Origin of the sequence: Azospirillum sp. B4, from assembly GCF_000333275.1 — a bacterium.
GTDB lineage: Bacteria > Pseudomonadota > Alphaproteobacteria > Azospirillales > Azospirillaceae > Nitrospirillum.
The window spans coordinates 44,234-70,010 of the sequence record NZ_BACU01000079.1; the positions used below are offsets into that span (position 1 = coordinate 44,234).

The 25,777-nt window shown below is 63.7% G+C and carries 19 protein-coding genes and 1 pseudogene; 10 read left to right on the forward strand and 10 right to left on the reverse strand.

Annotation, left to right across the window (positions count from 1 at the left end):
- Positions 1 to 36: 36 nt before the first annotated feature.
- From I55_RS03795 to I55_RS03805, 3 genes are read right to left on the reverse strand one after another with little or no spacing between them, the layout of a single operon-like run.
- Positions 37 to 2,439: a beta-glucosidase gene (locus I55_RS03795; RefSeq protein ID WP_044559170.1), complete on the reverse strand. Its 2,403-nt coding sequence runs from the start codon at positions 2,437 to 2,439 to the stop codon at positions 37 to 39.
- 28 nt (positions 2,440 to 2,467) lie between these two features.
- Entirely contained in the window at positions 2,468 to 3,028 is a 561-nt protein-coding gene (locus I55_RS03800) for an NADPH-dependent FMN reductase (protein WP_044559171.1), read from the reverse strand.
- Entirely contained in the window at positions 3,025 to 4,134 is a 1,110-nt protein-coding gene (locus I55_RS03805) for an LLM class flavin-dependent oxidoreductase (protein WP_044559172.1), read from the reverse strand. The genes I55_RS03800 and I55_RS03805 overlap by 4 nt, the downstream gene beginning before the upstream one ends.
- 297 nt (positions 4,135 to 4,431) lie before the next feature.
- Here I55_RS03805 and I55_RS03810 point away from each other — a divergent pair, with 297 nt between their 5' ends.
- From I55_RS03810 to I55_RS03820, 3 genes are all read left to right on the forward strand, one after another.
- Positions 4,432 to 5,664, forward strand: coding sequence for an MFS transporter (locus I55_RS03810; protein WP_044559173.1), 1,233 nt, complete (start codon positions 4,432 to 4,434; stop codon positions 5,662 to 5,664).
- 85 nt (positions 5,665 to 5,749) lie between these two features.
- Complete coding sequence (locus I55_RS03815) at positions 5,750 to 6,517, forward strand: hydroxypyruvate isomerase family protein (RefSeq protein ID WP_044559174.1); 768 nt, start codon at positions 5,750 to 5,752, stop codon at positions 6,515 to 6,517.
- Between the two features lie 22 nt (positions 6,518 to 6,539).
- Positions 6,540 to 7,931, forward strand: a complete 1,392-nt coding sequence (locus tag I55_RS03820; protein ID WP_049973800.1) for an MFS transporter — start codon at positions 6,540 to 6,542, stop codon at positions 7,929 to 7,931.
- A gap of 64 nt (positions 7,932 to 7,995) precedes the next feature.
- Here I55_RS03820 and I55_RS03825 read toward each other — a convergent pair whose 3' ends face one another.
- From I55_RS03825 to I55_RS03850, 6 genes are all read right to left on the reverse strand, one after another.
- The gene (locus I55_RS03825) at positions 7,996 to 8,388 is read right to left on the reverse strand and encodes a DUF6379 domain-containing protein (protein ID WP_044559175.1); all 393 of its coding nucleotides are present in this window, start codon (positions 8,386 to 8,388) and stop codon (positions 7,996 to 7,998) included.
- A gap of 14 nt (positions 8,389 to 8,402) precedes the next feature.
- Positions 8,403 to 9,413, reverse strand: a complete 1,011-nt coding sequence (locus tag I55_RS03830) for a sugar phosphate isomerase/epimerase (RefSeq protein WP_044559176.1) — start codon at positions 9,411 to 9,413, stop codon at positions 8,403 to 8,405.
- A 283-nt stretch (positions 9,414 to 9,696) separates the two neighbouring features.
- Positions 9,697 to 10,749 carry a sugar phosphate isomerase/epimerase gene (locus tag I55_RS03835; protein WP_044559177.1) on the reverse strand — a complete coding sequence of 351 codons (1,053 nt, stop codon included), beginning with the start codon at positions 10,747 to 10,749 and terminating at the stop codon, positions 9,697 to 9,699.
- Positions 10,750 to 10,774: 25 nt separating this feature from the next.
- Positions 10,775 to 11,926, reverse strand: a complete 1,152-nt coding sequence (locus I55_RS03840) for a Gfo/Idh/MocA family protein (RefSeq protein ID WP_044559194.1) — start codon at positions 11,924 to 11,926, stop codon at positions 10,775 to 10,777.
- 17 nt (positions 11,927 to 11,943) lie between these two features.
- Positions 11,944 to 13,377: an MFS transporter gene (locus tag I55_RS03845; RefSeq protein WP_199902446.1), complete on the reverse strand. Its 1,434-nt coding sequence runs from the start codon at positions 13,375 to 13,377 to the stop codon at positions 11,944 to 11,946.
- A 29-nt stretch (positions 13,378 to 13,406) separates the two neighbouring features.
- The gene (locus I55_RS03850) at positions 13,407 to 13,859 is read right to left on the reverse strand and encodes a nuclear transport factor 2 family protein (protein WP_044559179.1); all 453 of its coding nucleotides are present in this window, start codon (positions 13,857 to 13,859) and stop codon (positions 13,407 to 13,409) included.
- A 304-nt stretch (positions 13,860 to 14,163) separates the two neighbouring features.
- Between I55_RS03850 and I55_RS03855 the strand changes: the two genes are divergently transcribed.
- Complete coding sequence (locus I55_RS03855; RefSeq protein ID WP_044559180.1) at positions 14,164 to 15,750, forward strand: carboxylesterase/lipase family protein; 1,587 nt, start codon at positions 14,164 to 14,166, stop codon at positions 15,748 to 15,750.
- A gap of 847 nt (positions 15,751 to 16,597) precedes the next feature.
- Here the strand turns inward: I55_RS03855 and I55_RS03860 are convergent.
- Positions 16,598 to 17,203, reverse strand: a complete 606-nt coding sequence (locus I55_RS03860) for a TetR/AcrR family transcriptional regulator (RefSeq protein ID WP_044559181.1) — start codon at positions 17,201 to 17,203, stop codon at positions 16,598 to 16,600.
- Positions 17,204 to 17,287: 84 nt separating this feature from the next.
- Here I55_RS03860 and I55_RS03865 point away from each other — a divergent pair, with 84 nt between their 5' ends.
- The 6 genes and pseudogenes from I55_RS03865 to I55_RS03890 form a co-directional block, all read left to right on the forward strand.
- Positions 17,288 to 18,133 carry an SDR family NAD(P)-dependent oxidoreductase gene (locus tag I55_RS03865; RefSeq protein ID WP_044559182.1) on the forward strand — a complete coding sequence of 282 codons (846 nt, stop codon included), beginning with the start codon at positions 17,288 to 17,290 and terminating at the stop codon, positions 18,131 to 18,133.
- An 898-nt stretch (positions 18,134 to 19,031) separates the two neighbouring features.
- Positions 19,032 to 19,661 carry a DUF6088 family protein gene (locus I55_RS03870; protein ID WP_199902447.1) on the forward strand — a complete coding sequence of 210 codons (630 nt, stop codon included), beginning with the start codon at positions 19,032 to 19,034 and terminating at the stop codon, positions 19,659 to 19,661.
- A gap of 189 nt (positions 19,662 to 19,850) precedes the next feature.
- The gene (locus I55_RS32705) at positions 19,851 to 21,833 is read left to right on the forward strand and encodes a site-specific DNA-methyltransferase (protein ID WP_083900820.1); all 1,983 of its coding nucleotides are present in this window, start codon (positions 19,851 to 19,853) and stop codon (positions 21,831 to 21,833) included.
- Positions 21,830 to 24,187: a DEAD/DEAH box helicase family protein gene (locus tag I55_RS03880; RefSeq protein ID WP_044559184.1), complete on the forward strand. Its 2,358-nt coding sequence runs from the start codon at positions 21,830 to 21,832 to the stop codon at positions 24,185 to 24,187. The genes I55_RS32705 and I55_RS03880 overlap by 4 nt, the downstream gene beginning before the upstream one ends.
- A gap of 18 nt (positions 24,188 to 24,205) precedes the next feature.
- The gene (locus tag I55_RS03885; RefSeq protein WP_044559185.1) at positions 24,206 to 25,243 is read left to right on the forward strand and encodes a nucleotidyl transferase AbiEii/AbiGii toxin family protein; all 1,038 of its coding nucleotides are present in this window, start codon (positions 24,206 to 24,208) and stop codon (positions 25,241 to 25,243) included.
- A 56-nt stretch (positions 25,244 to 25,299) separates the two neighbouring features.
- Positions 25,300 to 25,777, forward strand: a pseudogene (locus I55_RS03890) (DUF3644 domain-containing protein); the annotation flags it as partial.

The window sequence follows — 25,777 nt, forward strand, 5'->3', positions numbered from 1 at the left end:
AATCGCCTTTGGGCGTGAAGCTGCTCGCGGACAGGCTCAGCCCGCCACCCGCTCGACGAACAGCCGTATCGGCAGATCCAGGCTGTTCCACCCCAGCAGCACTTCGTGCCGGCCCGGCACCGTCCGCCAGCCGCCGGCCGACGTGTCCCAGTGGGCGAAGGCGCGCGACGGCAGCGTGAGGCGGACTGTCACCTCCTCCCCCACCGGCACGACGATGCTGACGAAGCCCCGCAAGTGGCGGATGCCATCCGACCCGGCGACATAGGCCTGGAGCACCGCCTTGCCCGAACGCGGCCCGATATTGCGCACCCGCGCCGACACCACGGCGGCACCGTCCGCCGCCTCGGCCAGACAAGGATCGGACACCGCGAACCGGGTATAGCCGAAGCCGGCGCCAAAGGCATGCAAGGGCGCCGTGCCGGCGGCTTGCATCCCCTTGTAGCCGATAAGGTGTCCCTCCCGGTAGGGCACATCGCCCGACGTCTCCGGCTTCAGGCTGAAGGCGGGATAATCACCGTCCTGACGGGCGATGCTCAAGGGCAAGCGGCCGCCGGGCTCCCGGTCCCCAGCCAGCACCTGGGCCAAGGCGGGGCCATACTGTTCGCCGGGATACCAGGTGATCATCAAGCCCTTCACCTTGTCCTGCCATGACAGGTCGAAGGCGTGGGCGACATTGCAGATGGCCACGATGTTGGGGTTCACCCCGTGCAGGCGATGGAGCAGATCAACCTGCGCGGCCGGCAAGGACGTTCCGGGGCGGTCCTTGCTTTCCACACCGGCGTCCGCCGTCTCCCCCACCATCAGCAAAACAACATCCGCATCGGCAGCCGCGGCCAGGGCGCGCTCCAGCATCTCGGCCGGCAGGTCCGGGCCCGCCAAGCCATACCACAGGCCTTGAGCCCGGGCCGGGGTGTAGGCCAGTTCGAAGGACAGCAGCACGGGTGTGCCGGCGGCCAGGTCCAGCACCACCGACTGGCTGTCGCCGCCCTTGAGCATGCCCATGAGGTCGGACGGCGCCACCGGGCCACCGCCGCTGAACACCTCGCAGCCATCCACCGTCAGGCGCAGCGTGCCCGTGCCGCCGAGGTGGACGCGGTGGGCGCCCCCCCGCTCCGGCACAAACCAACCGCTGGCCCGGATGCGCCCGGCCTGTTTCAGGTGGTCCGTACCCGGCAGGCCAACGAACCAGGTCAGCGAGTTGGTGTCGCGGGTCTCCGCGAACACAGGCTCGCCGTCGCCATCGCCGACAAAGAACTCCACGGTCATGCCGCGGGACGCCCCATCGCCCAGGTCCCGGGCGGGCGTGACGCTCAGGGGCGGCAGGCGATATTCCGGCGCCACGCCCTGCTCATAAACCACCTCGATGGCGTCACCGAAGCGCGCGCGGATGGCGTGCAGCGGCGTGACGAAATCGGGACGCACCGCGATCTTGGCGAAGGTGCCGCCCTGCAGGCAGGGGCTGGCCGCGTTGGGGCCGATGATCGCCACCCGCCGCACGGCCGCCGGCGCCAGCGGCAGCAGCCCGCCCTCGTTCTTCAACAGCACGAAGCCGGCGGCGGCGGCCTCGGTCAGCACAGCGTCAGGGTCGGCCACGGCCGTGCCGACCGGCAACCCGTCGATGGCCCGCACGGCCCCGGCCACGCGTCCGGCCGCATCGGCCAGACGGTCTCCCGGCACCGTGCCCGCCGCGACCGCAGCGGCGAACTTCGTTCCCAGCACCCGGTCAGGGCCCGGCATGTCCAGGTCCAATCCCGCCAGGGCGGAACGCACGGTATCGCGGCCCCCGAACCAGTCGGACACGATGAAGCCGGGATAACGCCAGTCACCCTTGACGATGTCCGTCAGCAGCTGGCGATGTTCCACGCAATAATGGCCGTTCAGACGGTTGTAGGCCGCCAGGATGCCGACGCAGCCCGCCGTGGCCGCCATCTCGAATGGCAGCAGGTAAACCTCGCGCAGGGCGCGGTCATCGACCACGGCGTTCATGCTGTCCCGATCGGTCTCACTGTCGTTGCACACCAGGTGCTTGGCGACGGACCCCACCCCTTGGCTTTGCAGGCCACCGATCCAGGCGGCCCCAAGGGCGCCGGCGAGATAGGGATCCTCGCCGAACAGCTCGAACGCACGGCCGCAGAGGGGGCTGCGTTGCAGGTTCAGGTTTGGCGCCAGGACGGCGTCGACGCCCAGGCGCCGCGCCTCGCCACCGACAATGGCGCCCACGCGGGCAACCAGATCAGTATCGAAACTGGCGCCAAGGGCGGTGCCGCATGGGGTTAGAACGGCGACGTCCCGCTCATCCACCCGGCCCGAGGCGATACCCATGGGGCCGTCCGCCATCTTGATGGAACGGATGCCGGGCAGCTCGGCTGTCGACCACATGTCACGACCACTGGTCAACGGGGCGATGGCAAAGGGATCGTCGGGCAAATCGACAGACATTCGGGAATTCCCCTTGAGACGCTGGCGGTCAGAGGTCAGCCAGCAGCATGATTTGTTGGGCCTGAACCTGGACCTGTTCCAGGATGCCGGCGTCGACCAGACGCCCTTCGGCATCGAAGGGCTTCTGCGCCACGGTGTTCACGGCGATGCCCAGCGGGGTGGGCCACCCCCGCATCGCGTGAACGATCCCGCGCAAGGCGGCGAGCGTCACACCACCCGCCTGCCAGCCCGCCGCCGTGACCGCCAGCCCGACCGGCAACCCGTCAAAATAGACGCGGTCGTCGTCGCGCAAATCCTCCAGCAGATCGATGGCGTTCTTCACCAAGCCGGAGACGCCGCCATGATAGCCGGGGGACCCGATGACCAGGCCGTTCGCGGCGCGCACCGCGTCCACGAACTCGCGCTGCTCCGCCGTCCGCTGGCGGTTTTCGGGCGCGAAGTGCGGAAGGGCCGCCAGGTCGGCACCGCCGAACAGCCGGGTTTCGGCCCCCAGGGTCGCGGCGGCCGACAGCACGGCCGCCACCATGCGCTCTCCCGAAGACCCCGGGCGGGTGGTGCCGCCGAAGCCGACGATCAGCGGCCGGCTCACCGTCCCTCTCCCCGCAGGGCCGGGATGACCTTCCGGGCCATGAGGTCCAGCGTCTGGTCGGCGTAAGCCATGCGCCGCTCCGTCAGGGGACCGGTCAACATGCCGCAAAGGATGTTGCCGATGCCCAGTTCCTGGTATGGCCGCAGGTGCTCGATCACCGTCTCGGGGCTACCGTAAAGGCACCAGGTGCCAATCCAGTCGTCCGTCAGGGCGTTGGGTGTCCGGTCCGTCTTCTTGTTGGCCTCCGTCACCTCGGCCTTGGCGTTGAAAGCCGCCTCGCGGTCAACGGCCTCCTGGTAGACGGTCAGGATGTCCTCCAGTTCCCGGCGGGCCTGCGCGTCGGTTTCCGCCACGTGCACACACTGATAGGTGTGCGTCGTCCAGGACAGGGCGTCGGCGACCACCTCGGGCGGATGGCCGGCCGCCATCAACATGTCCCGATACGCGGTGAAAAACTTCCGGACATGGACCATGGGCTCCGTCCCGCCGATCCGGGGTGGGGTGAAGGCCGGAATGAAGGCGGGCCAGCCATGGTCCGCCGCGCGCCGCGCGCTGCTTTCCTTCATCGCCACCGGCATCAACTTGGCATGGCCCGCGCTGTAGGCCACCGGCGCGATGCGCTGCACCACCTCGCCCTTGTAGTGCCCGTTGTCAAAGGTCACCGGCGCGTCATGCGGGGCCTTGGCCCATAAGGTTTCGGCGATGGCCAGGTTCTCCTCCGCTAGGCGGGAGGCTTCCTGGTAGTTCACGCCGAAGCCGATCATCTCCTCCGGCGTGGTGCCGCTGCCCACGCCGACCAGTAGCCGGCCCTGGGTCAGTTGATCCAGGATGTTGATGCGCTCGACGAACCGCACGGGATGGTGCAGCGGCACCGTGGTGACGGAGAAGCCGAAATGCACCCGCTTCAACCGCGCCGCCAGGTAAGCCGCGAACATGAAGGGATCGGACGCCATGGGCATATAGCCGGTGAAATGGTGATCCGGCAGGAAAACGGCGTCGAAACCGGCCGCTTCCGCCCGTTCCGCATGGTCGATCATGCCCAGCATCACGGCGCGGTCTTGCTCCGGCCCCATGGAGCGAGCGTTCAGAAAGGTCGAGAAGCGCACTGTTTCCTCCCGTTAGTCGCCCTGTTCGGCCCCCGGCCCGTTCTGTGGCGGTCCAGCCGGCCGCATCACGCCGGACTCGGCAGGCAAATTAGAATTGGTATTCTTAATTTGTAAGCAGCCAAACCGGTTGGCGTCAACCGAAACCCGCCAACGGCCCAAAAAATCGCTTTTCTTCGCGAAAATTTATGGCTCCATCCCCGGCCGCCAACTCCCGCGTTGACAAAACAGTTCCCCCATCATCATTATTTTCAAAATAATTATTCTGTTACGGCGCACGGCGCCGGAGGGAGGAAATTCATGGTGGACCGGGCGATCGACGCTCCGATTCAGGGCGCCCAACGCAAGGCCGGTTTGGGACAGGGGATCATCCTGGTGATCAGCGGATTCCTGCCCATCCTGGCGATCATCTCGCTGGCGCCGGCGGTACCGACCATCCTGGACCATTTCCATGATGTCGCTAACGCATCGCTGCTGGTGCCGGTGCTGGTCTCAGCACCTGGCTTGGCCATCGCCGTGCTGGCGCCCTTCGCCGGGCTGGCTGTCGACCGGTTCGGCCGGCGGCCGCTGCTGGTCTGGTCGACACTGCTCTATGGCATCGCGGGCGCCCTGCCCTATTTCCTGGACAGCCTGTATTCCGTCATCGCGTCGCGGCTGTTGCTGGGGGTGACGGAGGCTGCGATCCTGACCATCGTCAACACCCTCATCGCCGACTATTACGACCCGGCGGGCCGGCGCAAATGGCTGGTCATCCAAGGCGTGACCGGCTCAGCGCTGGCCCCCGCCGTGATCGCGGCCTCCGGCCTGCTGACGGAGTTGCGCTGGAACGGCGTTTTCCTCATCTACCTCATCGCCCTGCCGATTTTCGCGGGCATGTACGCCCTGATCTTCGAGCCTGGGAAATCCACCACGGCGGCCCCAGGCTCCGCCGGCGGCGGCCGCACTCCCGCCTTCCCGCTGCAGGCCGTGGCGTTGTACGGCGCGGTCACCCTGCTGGCCTCCACGATCTATTACGTCTTCATCATCCAAGGCGGTCTGGTGTTCCGCGAAGTCGGCGTCGACAGCCCCAGCAGGGTGGGCACCCTGATCTCCGTGGCCAGCATCGGCGTTCCCATCGGCACGCTCCTGTTCGGCTATCTCGGCAAACGGGCCACGGCGCTGCAGCTGGCGGGCGTCTTCGCCTTGCTGGGCGTGGGCCTCACGGGCGTGGGGCTGTCCAGCGACTATAAGATCATGGTGGCCCTTCTGCTGTTGCAGCAAATGGGGGCCGGCATGACGGTGCCGTCCCTGATCGCCTGGGCGCAGGGCGTGCTGCCCTTCGCCCACCGCGGGCGCGGCATGGGCATCTGGGCGTCCTGCTTCTTCCTCGGCCAATTCACCAGCCCCTTCTTCGTCGCCGGCGCCAGGGCGCTGACGAATGGAACGGTACAGGCGGCCTTCGTCACCATGGGCCTCGTGGCCCTAGTCGCCGGCATCGTGGCGCTGGCGGCCCTGCTCAAGGCCAAACCGTCCCCCGCGGACGTCCTTCCCTGAGCCGTGGGCGACGGGACCATTCCACCATCAGGCTTGCGTCCCGCCCCAGGGCGGTGACGCCCCACTTCCATCCAGGAGTTTCCCCATGTACCTCGCAGCGTGCATCGAGTGGCTGTTCGCCGCCGAGCATCCGTCCTTCCCTGATCGCATCCACGCCGCCAAGGCCGCCGGGCTGAAAGCGGTGGAATTCCACCTATGGCGGGACAAGCCGCTGGACGATGTCCGCCGCGCCCTGGATGAGACCGGGGTGCGGTTGGCCAGCATGGTGGTCGAACCACGGCGCAGCCTGGTCGATCCCGCCCAGCATGACGAATTCCTGGCGGCGGTGCGCGACAGCCTGCGGGCGGCCGAGCAGACTGGGGCGCAGGCCCTGGTGGTGGCGTCCGGCTTCACCCGGCCGGAGGTGTCGCGCCAGGAACAGCATGAAGCCGCCGTCAGCGCCCTTAAACGGGCGGCCGCGTTGGCCGAGCAGGCCGGGATCCCGCTGGTGCTGGAGCCGCTCAACACCCGCGTCGAACATCCCGGCATGTTCCTCGACAGCACGGCCGAAGGACTGGACATGGTGGAGGAGGTTGGCAGCCCCAACCTGCGCCTGCTGTACGACATGTACCACTCCACCGTCATGGGGGAAGACCCGGCCCAGGTTTTGGCCGGACGGTTCCACCTGGTGGGGCATGTCCAGGTGGCCGACGTGCCTGGCCGGCATCAGCCGGGCAGCGGCACGGTGGATTGGGGGCACTACATCGGCATCCTGCGGGAGCTGGGGTACACCGGCGCCGTGGGCCTGGAATACAAACCCCAGGGCCCGTCCTTAGAAACGCTGGCGACGGCCCGTGCCGCGCTGGGCCTGTAACCTCACAGCGGAGTCTGCGGCGATGTCCACGCGAGACGGGGGTGGCATCGCCCTCCCCACCCCTCCCCATCCATCCGCCACCGCCATCGGGGGAAGCGCCAGCGCGTCTCCACCCGGCGGCCGTCTTCCCTGGAAGGCCAAGATCAGCTACGGCGCTGGCGATTTCGCCTTCGGCCTCTGCTGGAACATGGTCGGGGCCTTCCTGCTCTATTTCTATACCGATGTGGCGCTGCTGCCGGTCGGCGTGGTCGGCACCCTGTTCCTGCTGTCGCGGCTGCTGGATGCCGGCATTGACCCCGTGGTCGGGGTGCTGGTGGACCGCACCCGCAGCCGCTGGGGACGGACCCGGCCCTACTTCCTCTACGGTGCGGTGCCTTTCGGCCTGCTGTCGGTGGCCGTCTTCTACGTGCCGCCTTTCGGGGATACGGGCAAGCTGGTCTGGGCCGGCGCCACCTTCATCATCCTGGGCCTGCTGTTTTCCATCGTGAACATTCCCTACAGCGCCCTGCTGCCCATGATGACGGGCCGCCAGGAGGAACGGGTGCAGGTCAGCAGCCTGCGTTCGGCCGGCACGGCCCTGTCCGTCATCTTCGCCACCGCCGGCACCATGCCCCTGGTGACGGCGCTGGGCGGCGGGGACAAGGCCCAGGGCTTTCTGCTGACGGCCCTGCTGGCGGCCGGCGTTTCGGTGGCGCTGATCCTGAACCTCTTCGCCAACTGCCGCGAAGTCATCCACGACGGGGGCGAGGAGCCGCCCGCCACGGTGTCGGCCATCTCCAATATGGTCCGCAACCGGGCCTGGCTGGTGGTGTTCGTGTTCACCACCCTGAACTTCATCCGCTTTGGCGCCGTGCTGGCGGTGACGGCCTATTTCGCCCTGAACGTCCTGCATCAGCCATGGATGATCTCCATCCTGCTGCCGGCGATCTCCGGCACGCTGCTGATTGGGTCGGCGATCGCGCCGCCCTATCTGCGCCGCTTGGGCATGCGCCAGGGCAACCGCCTGGTGCTGATCCTGGCCACCGGGCTGTACCTGGTCCTTCCCCTGGCGGAGGGCCAGCCATGGCTGTTCCTGGCGATCTACATCCTGGCCTCGGTCCTCATCAGCGTGACCATGACGGCGATCTTCGCCATGGCGGCCGAGACCGTGGACTATCACGAGGCCCGTTTCGGTGTCCGGCATGAGGGCTTGCTGTCGGCGGGCATCAGCCTGTCGACCAAGATCGGCATGGCCCTGGGCGGCGCCGTCATCGCCTATGGCCTGGCATGGGTAGACTACAATCCCGCCGCAGTCAGCGATGGCGCCGTTCACATGGTGCACGCGCTTTACTACGTGCCCGCGGTCGTGGTTCTGGTCCTGCAAACCTTCTGCATCAGCTTCTATCCCGCCATACCCAAGCGCCCCCAGGTTTGAAGCATAAGAAAAGGGCGCGGCGATCAGGCCGCCGCGCCCCCAGTACCGGCATGGAAAGGAAGAGTCATGCCGGGATGTCGAGTTCCTTCGCGTCCCGGGTGGTCGGCACGAAAGGCAGGTAGGAGACGCGGACACGCTCCGACAGCTGTAGGCGATGCCGGCCGGGCGCCAGGCCGTTGGGGCGCCGCACCGTCACCGCCGCCTTCTCACCGAAGTTCCAGCGCTCGGTGTATTCCGTCTCCATCTCGTCCAGCGTCCAGGTGCGCCCACGGACAGTGAAGCGGACGTCCTGGCGGGAAACCGGTTCGCCATCGATGACGACGCCGATGTCCTCCACCATGGAAAGGCCGATGCCCCGGTAATAGGGAAGCCGCGCCAGGAAGGTGAAACCCACCACCTGGCCGTCCTCGACCACATTGCCGAAGCCTTCCTCGCAGATCATGTACTTGTCGAACATTGCGGCCTCTCCCCTCAGGCGGCGCTGACGGCGGCCTGCGGCTCACCGATCAGCTTCTTGAACATTTCCTGCTGGCGGCGAACCTGCTCGATGGAATCCACCGGGAAGGCGTCCTGGATCCAGCGGTTGCCTTCGTATTCGGAGCAGATGTAGCCCTTGTAACCGCCCTGCTTCAGCACGCGGATGATCTCGTCATACGGGATGGACGGTTCCACCAAATCTTCCGTCATCTCATAGAACTTGGCGTGGATGTTCCAGATGCGGTCCATGTGGTCCAGCATGCGCTTGGGCTCGAACGCCGCGTTGTGGCGCAGGGTGGTGGCCATGCCGATGGCGGGGCCGACGCCGCCCATCTTCTCCACCTCCAGGATCACATACTCGCTCAAGACCCGATCCTCGTAGGCCTTGCAGATATAGTCGGCGATGTGCTGGGGTACGCCGTCGCGGATGAACTTCTCTTTCCACACGGGCGGGAAGGCGAACAGGAACATGCCCATGTCCGGCAGGAAGCCGAGGTAGTCGGAGCCCGACTTCTCAAACGCCTCGGCATGGCGGATGATCCAGGGGTGATCGAAGTGCAGGGGCGCATGTACCTCGATCAGGATGCGGACGTTACGGCTTTCCGCGTAATCGGCGCAGGCCACCAACACATTGGGATCGATGGAGACCAGGGCGCGGGTGTAGGGACAGCCCAGCCGGGCCGCATGGTCGATGTCGACCTTGCAGGAGGCCACCTGCTCCTCGAACGGCATCGGCCTGTCCTTGTACTTCTTATAATCCAGCATGAAGTCGTGGCAGACCGGCGTCGTGCCGTACTTGGCCATCAAGGCGTGCCAGTTGTCGTAAACCGACGGGTCCAGCGGATTGGGATAGCCAGGAAACGTCTGCTCACTGATGAGTTCGATGCCCTTGGCGCCCATCTCGGCAGAAACTTTGATCAGGTCTTCCAGCGACTTCTGCCGCAGGAAATATTCTTCCTGGTAACTGTAGAGGCTGACGCCCCGCTTGATGTCGTACGTCGACATGGAAGCTGTCCTTGTCAGATGCGGCCCCGCCGGGAGCCCGTTTGGACGGCGGTCTCAGGCTAGAGCCCGATCTCTTGGTTATCTGATGGCGAACCTGCGCCTCCCCCGCGCCGGTTTCCCAATGATGGCGGCCTCGCCTCGCCGGCGCACCGCCAAGTCGCCATCACGACGATATATCAGTACCAATATTATTATTCTTATTCCTGGAAATCAATCGCTCAGAACACGGGTGCCCCACCAACCCTGAGCGCCAATCCTAACGGCGATTGGTCAATCATCACGGTCACAGCCCAAGCAGCCGGCGGTTCAGCGCCGTGTCGCTCCCGGCATCGGCGAAATCGTCGAACGCCCGCTCCGTCACGCGGATGATGTGGTCCTGGATGAACCGGGCCCCTTCGCGGGCGCCATCCTCAGGATGCTTCAAGGCGCATTCCCACTCCAGCACGGCCCAGTTGGGGTAGTCGTAGGCCGCCATCTTGGAGAAGACCGCTTTAAAATCGACCTGGCCATCCCCCAACGACCGGAACCGCCCAGGCCGGTCGATCCAGCCTTGGTAGCCGCCATAGACGCCAGACCGGCCATTGGGCCGGAACTCCGCATCCTTCACATGAAAGGCGCGGATCCGCTCATGATAGAGGTCGATGAAGGCCAGATAGTCCAGCTGCTGCAGCACGAAGTGGCTGGGGTCGAACAGGATGTTGGCGCGGCGGTGCTGGCCGACGGCATCCAGGAAGCGTTCGAAGGTGGCGCCATCGTGCAGATCCTCCCCCGGATGCAGCTCGAAGCAGACATCGACGCCGGCGTCGTCGAACGCCTCCAGAATGGGCCGCCAGCGCCGGGCCAGCTCGGCGAACGCCTCCTCCACCAGGCCCGCCGGCCGCTGCGGCCAGGGATAGAGGTAGGGCCAGGCCAGCGCGCCGGAGAAGGTGGCGTGCCCCGTGAGCCCCAGGTTGGCGCTGGCGCGGGCGGCCAGCCGCATCTGCTCCACCGCCCAGACCTGGCGCGCCGCCGGATCGCCCCGCACGGATGGGTCGGCGAAGCCGTCAAACTGCGCGTCATAGGCGGGATGGACGGCGACCAGTTGCCCCTGCAAGTGCGTGGACAGTTCGGTGACCGCCAAGCCATGGGTGGCAAGCGTGCCCGTGACCTCCTGCGCGTAGTCGCGGCTTTCCGCCGCCAGGCGCAGGTTGAAAAGGCGGGCGTCCCAGCTGGGTATCTGCACGCCCTTGAATCCCAGATTCGCGGCCCAGGCGGCAATGGCGCCCAGACTATTGAAGGGGGCCGCGTCACCGGCGAATTGCGCCAGGAAGATGCCCGGCCCCTTGATCGTGCGCATGGGTTTTCCCTCTGTCAGATTGGCGTCACACGGCCAGTTGCACCCAGCCGCCGCCGGCGGCGCTGTTCGCCACGGCCGTTTCGATGAAGGCCATGCCCCGCAAGCCGGCGTCCACGCCCGGCAACGCGCCGTCGGGCGGCAGGCGGCCGGCATGGATGGCGGCGGCGAAGTCGCGATACAGGTTGGCGAAGGCCTCGATATAGCCCTCGGGATGGCCGATGGGCAGGCGCGTGGCGGCCCGCGCCTCCGCCCCCACGGCCCCGCCGCCGGCGTGCAGCACCTCGGTCCGGCCGTCCAATCCATTGATGGTCAGGGTGTTGGGTGTTTCCTGCGACCAGTCGATCCCGGCTTCGGTGCCGAAGACCCGCAGGCGCAAACCGTTCCGGTCGCCCGCAGCGATCTGGGACGCATGCAGCACCCCCGGCACGCCCGCCGCCGTGCCGTCATCGAACCGCAGCAGGATGTTGCAGTCATCGTCCAGCCGGCGGCCCGGCACCAGGGTGGAAAGGTCGGCGCACAGGCGGCTGACCCGCGTGCCGGCGACGAATTCCGCCAGGTTGAACGCATGGACACCAATGTCGCCGATACACCCGCCGGCGCCGGAGCGACCGGGGTCGGTACGCCACCCCGCCTGCTTCAGGCCCGTGGTCTCCAACGGGGTGGACAGCCAGCCCTGGCTGTATTCCACCACCACCTTACGCAGGCGGCCTATGCGCCCCGCCGCCACCAGCGCCCGGGCCTCCCGCACCAAGGGATAACCGGTATAGGTGTGGGTCAGGGCATAGAGGCCAGGGGCGGCGGCGGCCACATCCGCCAGGTCGCGCATCTCCGCCAGGGTGAGGGCGGCGGGCTTGTCGCACATGACATGCAGGCCCGCCCGCAGGGCGTGGGTGCTGGCCGGCACATGGACATGGTTGGGGGTGACGATGGCCACCGCGTCGATGCCGTCGACCCGTTCCCGCTCGGCGGCGATCATGGCCGCGTAGCTGGGATAAGCCCGGCCGGGATCGACGCCGTAGCTGGCGCCCCCCTGGCGCGACCGCTCGGGGTCGCTGCTGAACGCGCCGGCGACCAGGCGGAACCGGCCATCCAACTCCGCCGCCATGCGATGAACCGGCCCGATGAAACTGCCAGGGCCCCCACCGATGAGGCCAAGGCGCAGAACGGGACTTGGCATCCCTTCCTCCCTGAAGGTCATGTTTTGCGAAAAATCCGCAGGTCCTTGGGCAAGCGCGTGACCAGCCCCCCCACAACCAGCAACAAGGCCGCCACCACGGGCAGGATCGTCAGGAAACTTTGGCGCGCGTGAGCAGACTCAAGATCGGGCGCCAAGGCGAAGTAGAGGCTGCCGATCAGCGCGGCGCCGGTCGCGGCCCCCAACTGCTGAACGGCCTTCATGGTCCCCGATGCCGCCCCGGCATGCGCCACGTCGACATCCGACAAGGTCACAGGCCCCAGCGGGCCACCGGTCAACCCCATGCCCGTGCCGGTCACCAGCAAGGCGCCACCAATCACCATCAGGGGCGCTTGCGCCAAGATCAAGGCGAACAGCGCCACCAGGCCGGCCAACATGACACCCACACCGATGCCGATAAGACGCAGGCCAATGCGCGGCAGCGCACGGCGGGCGACGACGCCGATCGCCACCGAGGCGCCCACGGCATAGGGCACATGCACCAAGGCCGTCTCCAGCGGTGAACAGCCCAGGCCGTATTGCAGCGTCAGGGTCAGGATGAACAACAGCCCGGCCGTCACCGCCTGGAAACAGAGGGAGATGCAAACCCCCACGGTGAAGCCCCGGTTGACGAACAGGCCGGGATCCACCAGGGCGGTGCCGGTGACCGACCGCCGCCGAACATGGCGCAGGAACAGCCAACCCAGCACGGGGGCCGCGGCCAACGACGCCAGGCACCACCAAGGCCAGCCGGCCTCCCTCCCCTGCATCAGCGGCAGGATGACGGCCAGCAAGGTCGCCGCGACCAGCACGGTACCCGGCACATCCACACCGCTGGCCCGGGATGATCGGCCGGACGGCAGGACGCGCCACGCGCCGACAAGGCCGGCCACGCCCAGCGGGCCATTGATCAGGAAGATGGGCCGCCAGCCCAGCCCGAACAGGTCGGCCTCGATCAGCAGGCCGCCCAGGATGGGCCCGAGAACGGCCGCGAGCCCACCCAGAACGCCGAAAATGGCCAGTGCGCCAATGCGCTCCGCCGGCGGGTACATCACCTGGATCAGCGACATCACCTGGGGCAGCATCAAGGCGGCCGCGGCACCCTGCGCCAGCCGCGACAGCACCAGCATCGCCGGGCTGGCTGCGGCACCACACAGCAGTGACGTGGCGGTGAAGCCCGCGACGCCCACCATGAACAGGCGGCGGTAGCCATGGGTATCCCCCAGCCGGCCGCCCGTTATCAGCAGCACGGCGAACGCGACGGCGTAACCGGCCACCATCCATTGCATCGCCGCCGGCCCGGCCCCCAGATCCCGCTGGATGGAGGGCAAGGCGACGTTGACGATGGTGAGGTCGATCAGGTCCATCATGAACGCGCCGGCGACGATGACCAGGGCCGCCTTCCGCCGGCCGGGAGACATCGCCGCGGCCTGGTCGATGGCGGATATGGCCACGGGCCGTGAACCCCGCGAAGCCCTCGCGATCATTTGGCCCCCGCGCTGAACTCCGCCCATTCCTCAACGATCTTGCCGCAGCGCAGCCGATCGTGCTGGGTGATGACGGCGCCGGCCTCCCCGGCCTTGAGCTGGCCACGGAAATGGACCACCCCGACGTCGCCGTCCACGGCCACCGTCTCGATCACGAAGCGCGAGCCGGGCATGCCGGTCATCTTTTCCCACTGGGCGATGGTGCTGTCGCGGGTGGCGCCGAAGGGCGGGTTGCGCTGGACCATGTCGGCGGCGGCGAAGGTCTCATAGGCGCCGCGGGCATCCTTGCGAACCAGCAGCTGGGTGGCGAAGTCCTGGAACAGTTTCGCGGAATCATCCCGCTTCAGGGCCTGGCCGGGGGGACAACCGCCGCCGTCCGCCGCCTGCGCCGTCTCCGCGACGCCCAAGATCCCCATCACGCAGAACACGGCGGCCCGGTACCAACGCATGTCGCTCCTCCCCTTTATTGTCGTGGCGGCGCCCAGAAGCGCTTCGCTAGCCATAACATGAATTCAGATTATAATTCTATATGAGATGCACTATGGTGGTCGGGCTGGCGATATTCCCTCCCATCCCAGCATCCCCCGCCGCCGCCTCTTCCCCTGGGAAGCGGCGGCTTTTTTTCACCGCTTCCGCGCTTTACAAGCACCAAGACTCCGCCTGTCATAATAAGAATTTTTATTCTTATCAGTTGTCGCATGCCCCGCTTTATTGTAATTCATCACCATTATAAAAAATCGGGAGGCGTCACTCATGAGGGCGTGCAAGATATTGGCGAGGGCCGTCATCGCGCTGCTGCTGGCGCCGGCTGCCGCGCTGGCACAGCCGACCATCCAACTCAACTCCGGTGAAATCCGCGGCGCGGAAAAAGGCACGGTCGACGAATTCCTGGGCATCCCCTACGCCCAGGCTCCGGTGGGCGCCCTCCGCTGGCATGATCCCCTGCCGGCCAACGCCTGGCAGGGTGTCCGTGACGCCACCAAGGCGCCGCCGGCCTGCTATCAAGGCCCACCGGGCAAGTTTGGCCCGATCACCTCGGAGTTCCTGATCCAAGGCCCGGTGTCGGAGGATTGCCTCTACCTGAACGTCTGGAGGCCTCGCGCGGCCGACGGCAAACTGCCGGTGTTCGTCTACATCCACGGCGGCGGCTTTGGCAGTGGGTCCGGCACCATCCCGATCTATGAGGGCGGCGGCCTGGCATCCCAGGGAGCGGTCGTCGTCACCATAAACTATCGGCTTGGCGTGTTCGGCTTCCTGGCCCATCCGGACCTCACCAAAGAGTCAGGCCGGCACAGTTCAGGCAACTACGGCCTGCTGGACATGATCGAGGCCTTGAAATGGGTCCGCGCCAACATCGCCAAATTTGGCGGCGACCCTGGCAGCGTGACCATCGCCGGCCAGTCCGCCGGTGCCGCCGCGGTCAATGACCTGATCATGTCGCCGCTTGCCAAAGGCCTGTTTCAACGGGCGGTAGCGCAGAGTGGCTCGGCCATGGGCATCCACATGCCGTCGCTGGCCGAAGCGGAGGCGACGGGCGTCGCGTTCGCGGGGAAGGTGGGCGCCAAGACGCTGGCCGAATTGCGCGCCATACCAGCCGACGCGCTGCAGCAGGCCGCCAACGTTCCGCCACCAACCCCCGGCGCCAAGCCCGTGAGGCCGACCATCGTGTTCGCGCCGAACCTGGATGCCGTCATCGTCACCGGGGACCCCGAAGATCCGACGGCTCCGGTGGCGAGCACGGTGCCGCTCATGACCGGCTTCAATGCCGATGAGGGCACCCTGTTCGGCAACAGCGCGCTGACCGCCGCCGACTTCGCCGCCCTGGTTCGGGAGCGCTATGGCCAATCCGCCGACCGCTTGCTGGCGGTGTACCCCCACGCCACCGATGCCGAGGCGCGCGCCTCCTACAAGCTGTTGGCGCAGGACCGTTACATGGCTGGCCTGGTCTTGTGGGCCCAGACGCGGACGGCCACCAGCGGGCAGACCGTTTACACCTACCTTTACGATCATCCGTACCCAGCCACCGGCGATGGCCAGGATTTCGGCGCTTTCCATACCGCCGAGGTGCCTTATGTGATGGGCGCCCTGGACAAGGGCGGCCGTATCTTCACCGACCGGGACCGCGCCGTTTCGCGCACGCTCCAAGCCCACTGGCTGGCGTTCATCAAGAAGGGCGATCCCACCCTCCCCGATGACCCGTGGCCCCGGGTGGCCATCGGCGCGCCCATGGTGATGGGCTTGGGCGATACCACCGGCCCGCGCCAGGGCGTCTCCAGCGCGGCGCGCTTCGAGGCGTTCAGAGACTACGTCGCCTCCGGTGGCCGGCTTTCGCTTTTTTAAGCAAGTCGGCGCCGGAAAGCAGCGGCAGCCCCAATAATACCAGCGGCACGAGACAGTGACTCGTGCCGCTGCAGGCCCCGACCGGAGCCGCCGGAGCGAGCACCGCCCGGTTAGTATAAAGGGACGCGCAGCAAGGACAAGCCTAAGCGGACGGATGTCCGCCGCCCGGCACCTGAGGGCGATGGTCCCGGCCATGGGCGCCACCGCACCTTGATATCATGCGGCTGACGGACAGCCCCATCTCCTTCGGATATCAATTGGCGTCTATCGGCAAAGCTGCACCGCCGATATCACGAGGAAGTGTCCCGAACTATCCGAAACTGCGCCCCCTCACTCCCACTCAATTGTTCCGCCTCACAATAAGCTGTTTTTTTGGCATCACAATCGCCAATTCTACTGCGCCCCATACCGTCACCCAGACCGTCAGAAAATTCTGCTGTTGATTTTGCTCGCGTTTTCCGCCGCTCCTTAAATTTCCCGCTCTCGAAGACTATCGCGGGCTATCGAGCGAGAAATGGGCATCCCAGCCGCGTCGATGAAGCACTTCCCGGTCCGGCGTGTCGGACACACTCGGATGGGTCCGTATCCGCCTTTGCCCGAACCGGCGCAGGCGGTAGCACGCGCCCAGGCCGGAGAGCGCTACGACGCCTTCGTGGCAGCGCTAGAGCGCCGCGACGGACCGACTAAAGACCGGAACTGGCGGTGACACACCCGCGCACCAATCAGCGATGGCCGGAACTGGGGACATTCCCGCCTGCCCGTATCGGAGACCTTGAGGTGGATTGCTGTCACTGGAGGGAGCAACTGCAGGAGCAGTCCACCGCTGCTAGGCCGATGCGGTCTCGTGTCAGTCTGGCCTCAAGCTAGCCTTAAGCAGGCGAAAGGCGCGGTCGATAAATTCCGAAAGCGGGCGTTCAGCCTCACTCTTTCGCCAATCCTCGAGCGCCAGCTTCAGCACCCCTATTGCCACCGTCGCGGTCAGGCGAAGCTCGTCACGTCGATCCGGAGCGGGCCAGACATTCTCCATGGCCTCAAGCATCGAGCAGGCCATGGCATCGAAACTTCCGCTCTTGCGCGCACGCAGCGCAGGCGAAGAGCGCAGAAGTTTGTCGACGGCCAAGGAGTCCGGTGTCTCGTATCGTGACGCCAACTTCATGAGGCAGGATCGTGCTGCAGCGATGGGAGCCTGGTCAGGAGACTCTTCGCTGATAGCTGGGCCGAGCGCCTGCGAGAATCCGCTCCCATAGGAGGAGGACAGGATGTCATCCTTGGACTCGAAATAGGAGAACAAGGTTCGCCGCGCGATCCCGGCGGTCTGCGCAATCTCGTCGAGCGTAGTCTCTTCAAACCCCTTTTCGACAAACAGCTTCAAACCGACGGTGACGATCCGCTCGTGCGTTTCTTGCCGGTTGCGTTCCCGCTTGCCGGGCGGCTTCCTTCCAGCCTCGTCCATGAATCCGTGGCTCCAGCACTTGAAATGTGCACTTAGTGCATTTAAATATATGCACTCGATGCAAATATTATAGGTGGACTTGCTATGGCTCAAGCAAAAATCTGGTTCGTCACGGGGGCCTCGCGTGGGTTTGGCCACATCTGGACGGAAGCGGCCCTGGAAAGGGGCGACCGTGTAATCGCGACTGCCCGCGATACACGCGCGCTCGAAGAACTGGCTGAACGATATGGCGAGAACATCCTCGCCCTCGGCTTGGACGTCACCGATCGCGCCGCAGTCTTCGAGGCGATCCGGAAAGGCCATGAACATTTCGGCCGGCTCGACGTGATCCTGTGTAATGCCGGCTATGGCTATATGAGCACGCTCGAGGAGATCGTCATCGACGAAGCGCGGGCGAACATCGAAACGAACCTTTTCGGCACCCTCTCGGTCATCCAAGCGGCGTTGCCGATCCTCCGGGTGCAGCGCAGCGGCCATATTCTCACCATGTCGAGCATCGGCGGGATCGCGAGCTTCCCGACTGGTGGTATTTATCTCGCCACGAAGTTCGCGATCGAAGCGTTGACCGAAGCGCTTGCCGGTGAAGTGGCGAGCTTCGGTATCAAGGTCACCGCGATCGAGCCCGGCAGCTTCGCGACCGGGTTTGGCAGCTCCACCAAGATGGCCCCACAGATGGCCGAGTATGATGATCTCCGGAAAGCGGCTCGCGCTTCCTTCAATCCTGCGATGACCGGCGATCCGCTGGCCACCGTCGATGCCATCATGACGCTCGTCGACTCGCAGGCCCCGCCGAACCGGCTCATGCTCGGCAACTGGCTGCTGCCGATGATGAAGAAGGTTTACCAGGGGCGGATCGAAACATGGGAGAAATGGGCCGACGTCTCCAACGCCGCGCAAGGGACGCCCCCGACAAAGGGTAGACCAGGTTGAGCGGACGTCCCCACATGGCCAGCGCTCGGACGTGATGCCGTAAAGGCGATCAGCTAGCGCCAGGCGGATCAGCAGTTGGGGCGCAAACTGGTGGCCGCGATGAGATCCGCGATGTCGATCGTCTAGTTATGCGCGCACAAAAGGCGCACTGAGTCAGACGGTCTGATCGGCATCAAAGGATCGCCCCCCGGGCACATCACACTTCGTACCTTACCGCTTGTCCCGACGCAGAGACCCGGGGATTCTTTCCTGCACCCTTTGCCATGGCCGCCGCTCTGTGTGTGCCACCCATTGACGAGAAGCGCCAGAGCCACGGCTGCCATCTTCTAGGTGGGGCGTCGTGCGATTATTCATAAGATCCAACTAGGCGCTCACTCCAGATCGGGCAACTTTGAAAGCCGTGGGAAAGCCACCCAAGTCGTCGGCTATTTCCGGACAGCGAAGAACCGGCTTGTCCGACAGTCTCCACTGCTATTCAGGGTCTATCGAGACGTCAGAACCGCCCATGCTACGAAACAATACTCCGCAGTATCCGAAACTACGCTCCCCTCACTCCCACTCGATTGTTCCATAGCCAGCTAGGTCGTTGATCTAGCTGTCTTTTTTGTCTGGCGCCGCTCAAGAAGCCGACTTGTGGGCCGTCAAAAACATACAGCATTGTTTTTAAAGGGAGATTTCCGCAAAAATTATTTTGCTCGGTTTCGGCAGCTATCGGGATCAATCCCCGCTGTGAGCCAAATTTTTCGGCCAGCATCAACCTCGCTGCCATCTGCGAAAAGTACCGTCATCGATCACCTTAGCAGATCACAAAGTGAAAATCGAGAACGCCACGGGGGATGGCCATCGCTCACGGACCCGGCTCTTGCATGTCAGAAAAAGATGTCTTATTTTCTGACGCATGAAGATGATTGCTGCCTCTGTTCCCGATCGGGTGATGAAGCGCGTCCGCGCCAGTGGACGCGGCAGCGTATTCACGCCTAGCGACTTCCTCGCCGTTGCCGCTCGCTCGTCTGTCGATCAAGCCCTCTCCCGGCTCGTCAAGGGTGGCCAGCTTCGCCGGCTCGCACGTGGGCTCTACGACTTCCCCAAGCTGCATCCGAAGCTTGGGGCCCTGTCGCCCGCTCCAGACGATGTCGCACAGGCGCTCGCCCGGGAGACTGGATCGCAAGTGCAGATCGCAGGCGCGCGGGCAGCGAACGCGCTCGGCCTCTCGACGCAGGTCCCAGCTAAAAGCACCTACCTAACCGACGGCCCGTCGCGGCGCGTCGTGCTGGGAAAGCGCGTCGTGGATCTTCGACATGCCTCGCCAAAGCATCTGATCGCACCGGGCAGCCCGGCCGGCACGGTTGTCCAGGCGCTTCGTCATGTCGGCCCGGTGCGGGCGGCTGATGTCGTGCAGGTTGCCGCTCGACAGCTCTCGGCCAGCGACAAGAAGACGCTGGCCTCAACCGCGATCCAGGCGCCCGCCTGGATGCGGCCCACGCTCGCCTCGATTGCCAACGCAGCGGTGGCCGATATCGATGGATAAGGTTGTCGGTTTCACGCCTAAGGGAGATGAGATAAGCATAGGCACTGCCTTTTGTTCATGCTATGTTCTCATGCCGCCGCTCTGCATTAGAACAGCAACGAGCCCGAGAATCCGTACGTCATCGGCAGATTCGGCGTCAGCTTCATATCCATCAGGAGCAGGCGCAAAGCGGCTCTGTCGAGGTACATTATGACCGATTACAACAAACTGAGCCGAGAAGACTTGATCCGCCTGTTGCTTGACCGCGACGGCGTGGACATCGGCGGCATTCGCCTGACCTATCCAGGGCAGACCCCTCCTTGGCAAATTATTCGCCAACTAAAACCACGCTCCCAGCGAATCGAAAAGAAGCTGTGTGTTGGCTCTGAGGTGCATCAGTCCGAGAATGTTTTGCTCGAAGGTGAAAACCTTCAGGCGTTGGTCAGCCTGTATAAGTATCGCGGGCAAGTGGACCTAGTCCTTACCGATCCCCCATACAATACAGGGCTGGACTTCCGGTACAACGACCGGTGGGACGAAGACCCGAATGATCCGGATCTCGGCAAGCTAGTGCCGGCAGATGACGGGTCAAGGCATTCCAAATGGCTCAGGTTTATGACGCCTCGTCTTTGGATGATGAAGGAGATGCTCCGCCCTGGCGGGGTATTGGCCATCTGTATTGATCATCGTGAACTATTCCGGCTGGGTATGCTGCTCGACGAGATGTTCGGCGAGTCGAACCGTATTGGCATAATCAACTGGCAGAAGTCCTACGCTCCACGAAACGACCAGCGCCAGCTTTCTACGGCAACGGAGTATGTCCTCGTTTACGCGAAGAATGCAGAGCGGGCCAAAACCGCGCTGCTCCCTCGAACCGAGGAGATGGACAAGCGATACCTCTCGCGCGACGGCGACCCTCATCCGTGGAAGCCCGGTGACCTGACGGCGCGAGGTGAAGAGACGCACCTTTCGATGATCTACGCGATCCAATCGCCGTTCACCGGACAGTTGCACTATCCGACAGCCGGGCGTCATTGGGGCTCTGAGAAGCGCCGAATGAAAGCCTATCTTGAGACGTGGGGATCAAAATACGTCGAGCGGGATATTGGAGACGGACGTCAGAAGGCCCTTCTCATCAGCGGTGCGCCGATCCCGAGCGATAAGACGTTCACTCCCGAACACAAAGTGCTCAAAGCTGCTCGGAAGGCGGCTGAGAAGATTCGGGCCGGAGTTTGGCCGGTCGCACACTGGCGCGATGATGGTCAAGGCACCTTCGGTCTGAAGAAGTATCTGAAAGATGTCAAACAAGGTATCGTGCCCACAACCTACTGGGCAGATGATGACTACGAGGCACCGCTTGAAATCGGTACAAGCTCTTGGGACCACGAGCATTCGGGCCACAGTCAAATCGGCATCAACGAGCTGACTTCAATAGTCGGACCAGGTCACGGGTTTGAGACAGTCAAACCTATGAAGCTTTTCAAGAAGATTATCCAGATCTGGTGCCCGCCGTCCGGGATTGTGCTGGACCCATTCGCAGGTTCGGGGACGAGCGCGCATGCGGTCATGGAGTTGAACGCCGAAGCAGGTGCAAACAGGCGCTTTCTGCTTATTGAGCAGGGACGCCCTGAGCGTGGGGACGCCTATGCGCGCACACTTACTTATGAACGTTTGAAGCGCGCGGTTACGGGAGAACGAGTCAACAAGAAGGGCGCTTCTGCCGTCACCGCCGCACCGCTCGCGAGCGGTTTTCGATTCTCGAAACTCATGTCTCAGGTCGACGCTCCGGCCGTACTTGCGCTTGAGCGGGAGGAGATGGTTGATCTGCTATTGACTTCGTACTGGGACCAAAAGGATCGAGCGGCTGCGCATTTGAGGCGCCTGCCCGCCGGGACTCATTCTCACTTGTTCGCAAAAAGCGCGCGCGGCGAGGGTTTCTTTCTGATCTGGAACGGTCCAGACCAGCCTTCCGTCCTTAATCGTGCGTCCTTTCGAGCGATTGCGGCTGAGGCGAAGGCCGAGGGACTGGCACAACCTTTCCACGTCTATGCGAGAATCTCGACATACAGCGGACCGAACGTCGAATTCTATCAGATTCCAAATCGCATCCTTGATGCGCTGGGCTTCAACGAAGCACTGCACCCCTACGGAGTCGGGCCTACATCGGATGCCGGCGAGGAGAGCGCCGCGTGAGCATCGAACTACTTCCCTTTCAGACCAAAGCCTCTCAGCAAATTGTCGCCCGGTACGGACTGCTGGTAAGCGACAAGCGCAGGCCGATCGAATACATGGGATGGCCAACGCCGTTCTATCAAGCTCTCGCCTCGCTCACTGGTTCCGGCAAAACCGCGATACTTGCCGACACGGTATCATTGCTTCGGGCGGGAATGCACCTTGAGCCCATCGTGTTGTGGATTTCGAAGTCCAAGGCAGTGGTCGATCAGACGTTCGCAAATTTCGAGGCTGGCGGAAAATACGAGCACCTGATCCCGGAGTTCACGACAACCTATCTGGGCGAAGCAAAAATCGACCAGATCCACGATGACACGCGAGCGTTCATCCTCCTGACTACCGTGGGCAGCTTCAATCAGAAGTCAAAGGGAGACGGCAAGCTCAAGGTCCATCAGAAGGACGAGGATGAAAACGACGGCGCGCTCTGGGAAATCCTGGCAGAGAGGAAGGCTCCCGGCGCGTCAGATCGACGACCGCTGATCATCGTCTATGACGAAGCCCACAATCTATCGGACCAGCAGACAGATCTGCTTCTCGAGCTTGAACCCGATGTCATACTCGCGGCTTCCGCCACGATGCGCACACCGGGCAAGCTCGGCCAGATCATCGATCGATTGAAGCAGGCCGGATGGAGCGCCGAAGCAGTATCCGATGCGGACGAAAGTCCCTCTCGTTGTCTGGTTACCGCCATCAAGTCGAAGGAACCCGTCGATGCTGGCCTCGTCAAGCGGCAGATCGTACTTGGCGGGTATGATACGGAGATGGAAACCACCCTCAACGACATGATTGAGGATTTCCAGCTCGCCACACTCAAAGCCGACGAGCTAGAAGCAGGCTTCCTTCCAAAAGCAATTTATGTCTGTCGCACGAACATCAGCCAGGAGGATGGAACGGCTGATAATCCGCACCGTCCCTTTAATCAGCGCAAAGCACCGCCGATCCTCATCTGGCGATATTTAACTGAGGAAAAGGGCATCCCCGCCGACGAAATAGCCCTCTACTGTGACTTGAAGATGAGCCAGAAGGACTACCCTGCTCCCGAAGGCTTCACACTCTTTTCAGGCGGCGAGGACGACTTTGCTGTGTTTTCGCAGGGCACCTATCGGCACATCATCTTCAACCAGAGTTTACAGGAGGGCTGGGATGACCCAGCCTGCTGTTTCGCCTATATCGACAAATCGATGGGGTCAGCGCTGCAGGTTGAGCAGGTTATCGGACGTGTTCTTCGGCAACCTGGCGCGAGGCACTATCCTGACCCCTTGCTGAACACGGCAAACTTCTACATCCGCATCGACAGCAAGCAGGAATTTCCCAAGATACTTGAGATTGTCCGTAGAAAGATTGCGTCCGAGATGCCGGACGTCAAGCTCGACGGGTTCAGCGATGCGCGTGATCGGCGGCGAGCCCGGATTGAACCTAAGCAGACGCTTTCAATTCCGGAAATTCACATTGACGCTGACGAGTCCGTCGAGCCGCTGACCGAGGCCATTGCTTCAATTCATGACTACACTGCGGATTCTGTAAACATACAGGGCGCGGGGCAGCTGACCCGTGCGGTCCAGCAGATAGGCGACGGCTCGAAGCCAAGCATTGAGACCCATGTCAAAGATCACTCCAACCGGGTGATCGCACGCTGGCTCGTCCGACGACACATGCAGTCCCGATATCCTGAAGCCGTCAAAACCATCGACTGGGCCGATCCGAAATTTGAAGCTCGAATTGAGATCACCAGCGTCGCCGCGCAGCAGTTGCGAGAAGATGCCGAAAGCTTGGTCGACACTTATCTTTCACATGCGGAACTATCTTTTGAGGAATCAAATCCATATGCGGTCGGCGCGATTTTCGTTCGCCCCGACGCGATTCACGTTTTCACAAACGCAGTGCATGACGGCTACAGCGACCTGAACGGCCCGGAGCTGGCGGTTGCTCAGGAAATTGATGGCGTAGGCCTCCCCTGGGCCCGCAATCCAGTCAACGGCGGGTATTCGATACCTCTATTGGACAAGGGGGAAAGCCGCCGCTTCTTTCCTGATTTCCTTGTTTGGAAGGACGACAAAGTAATCGCAATCGATCCTAAAGGAGGTTTCCTGCTTCAAACAGAAGCGGGTCGCAAACTGCTGGCGATCCGTGATGAGAAAGGCCAGCAACGTGTCTTGGTCCGTTTTATAACGGAAGGTACATGGTCTTCCGAGACGATGAAGCAAACGAGCAACGCTGGATTTTCTGTCTGGCGCATGACGACGACAGGGCAAATCCGTTGCACTAGTCACGCCGACGTCGCTGGTGCCGTTAAAAAAGCTTTAGAGCTTAAGTGATTTTTTGGCACAGATACAATGGATAAGGTCGCCCTCCTACCCGCTGATGATCGCGCAGCCCTCTTCGGCGAGACCGGCGCCATCCGGGGCGTCGCCGACACGATCATCGAGAAGGACTTTTGGGTCTGCTGGACCCTGCGACGCCTGTTCGGCCTGCCGAAGGGAGCGACGGCGAGCCTCGTCTTCAAAGGCGGCACCTCGCTCTCCAAGGCGTTCGACGCCATCCGCCGCTTTTCCGAGGATATCGACCTGTCGTTCGATCGCGCTGAACTCGGATACACCGGCGATCGCGATCCCGAGAAGGAGGGGATCAGCAGGAAGCAGGCGGCGCGGCTGATCGATGATCTGGTCGGCGACGTCGAGCGTCACATCGCCGAGAAACTTCTGCCGGCGCTCCGCTCCGCGATCATCGAACAGCTTGGCGAGCCGTCCGATGGGAAGTGGTCACTGGAGATCGACTCCGGCGACGCTCAGACGGTCAATTTCTACTACCCGACAGCGCTGGGCGCCGCCGAATATGAGGGCATGGCCTACATCACGCCGAGGGTGAAGCTCGAACTTGGCGCACGCGGCGACCCCTGGCCGACCGAGGAAAAAGTCATCCGCCCCTATGCGGCCGACGACTTTCCGGACTTCTTCGAAGAGCCTGATACCCGCGTGACTGTCTTGTCAGCTCGGCGCACCTTTTGGGAGAAGGCGACGGCGCTCCACGCGGAAGCGCATCGACCATCCGAGTCGCCGACGCCGCAATATTTCTCGCGGCACTATTATGACCTGGCCATGCTCCTCGATACAGACGAGGGCCAGGCCGCCGCGACCGATTTCGATCTGCTGGCGCAAGTCGCCAAGCATAAGGCGACCTTCTTCCGTTCAGGCTGGGCCAGTTACGATACCGCTCGGCCAGGCACTCTGCGATTGATGCCCGACGAGGCGCGCATCAAAGATTTGCGTGCCGATTACCGGGCTATGACGCCGATGATGTTCGACGAGAGGCCGCTTTCACTCGACGACATCCTTGCGAAGATCGCGGCGATACAAGAAACAATAAACGCATAACACGGAGCACCGCTCGGGAGGAATTCATTAGCTCGATACGCTCCATTGACTTGCGGTTGATTGACGACCTCGTGGAATTCGCCCGGGGGCGCGGCTACGTGCTGGACTTTTCAGATCCGAGCTTCTCGCAATTCTTCGCCGCCGAGCTGGACGTCGACATCGATGATCCGATCTATGCCGAGCACGGCGGGTCGAAGGGCAAGCGACTGCGCTGTTTCCTTCAGAAGGTCGATGACGCGACTGCAGCCCGTACCCTGCAAGCCCTGTGGGAGCATCGCACGGAACTGCTGGCGCGCACCGGACAACAGGATCCAGTTTCCAATGCCGAGGGCCGCTACCAGACGCTTCTCGCCCGCCTGACGGGACAGCCGTCCGTCGGCACCAATGAGCAGCCGCGGCCGGCCTTTGACTGGCGTCTTCTTGCCGAGCTGCGGGACGAACTCGTCCGGGTGGAGTCCTTACAGCCGCATGAGCGGGGCTACGCTTTCGAGGCCTTCCTGCGACGTTCCTTCGAGATGGCGGGCCGAAGGCGCG

Coding starts and splice junctions, on each gene's coding strand:
- I55_RS03795 (WP_044559170.1), bottom strand. CDS start 2,439: ATGTCTGTCGATTTGCCCGACGATCCCTTTGCCATCGCCCCGTTGACC.
- I55_RS03810 (WP_044559173.1), top strand. CDS start 4,432: ATGGTGGACCGGGCGATCGACGCTCCGATTCAGGGCGCCCAACGCAAG.
- I55_RS03815 (WP_044559174.1), top strand. CDS start 5,750: ATGTACCTCGCAGCGTGCATCGAGTGGCTGTTCGCCGCCGAGCATCCG.
- I55_RS03820 (WP_049973800.1), top strand. CDS start 6,540: ATGTCCACGCGAGACGGGGGTGGCATCGCCCTCCCCACCCCTCCCCAT.
- I55_RS03825 (WP_044559175.1), bottom strand. CDS start 8,388: ATGTTCGACAAGTACATGATCTGCGAGGAAGGCTTCGGCAATGTGGTC.
- I55_RS03830 (WP_044559176.1), bottom strand. CDS start 9,413: ATGTCGACGTACGACATCAAGCGGGGCGTCAGCCTCTACAGTTACCAG.
- I55_RS03835 (WP_044559177.1), bottom strand. CDS start 10,749: ATGCGCACGATCAAGGGGCCGGGCATCTTCCTGGCGCAATTCGCCGGT.
- I55_RS03840 (WP_044559194.1), bottom strand. CDS start 11,926: ATGCCAAGTCCCGTTCTGCGCCTTGGCCTCATCGGTGGGGGCCCTGGC.
- I55_RS03850 (WP_044559179.1), bottom strand. CDS start 13,859: ATGCGTTGGTACCGGGCCGCCGTGTTCTGCGTGATGGGGATCTTGGGC.
- I55_RS03855 (WP_044559180.1), top strand. CDS start 14,164: ATGAGGGCGTGCAAGATATTGGCGAGGGCCGTCATCGCGCTGCTGCTG.
- I55_RS03860 (WP_044559181.1), bottom strand. CDS start 17,203: ATGGACGAGGCTGGAAGGAAGCCGCCCGGCAAGCGGGAACGCAACCGG.
- I55_RS03865 (WP_044559182.1), top strand. CDS start 17,288: ATGGCTCAAGCAAAAATCTGGTTCGTCACGGGGGCCTCGCGTGGGTTT.
- I55_RS03870 (WP_199902447.1), top strand. CDS start 19,032: ATGAAGATGATTGCTGCCTCTGTTCCCGATCGGGTGATGAAGCGCGTC.
- I55_RS32705 (WP_083900820.1), top strand. CDS start 19,851: ATGACCGATTACAACAAACTGAGCCGAGAAGACTTGATCCGCCTGTTG.
- I55_RS03885 (WP_044559185.1), top strand. CDS start 24,206: ATGGATAAGGTCGCCCTCCTACCCGCTGATGATCGCGCAGCCCTCTTC.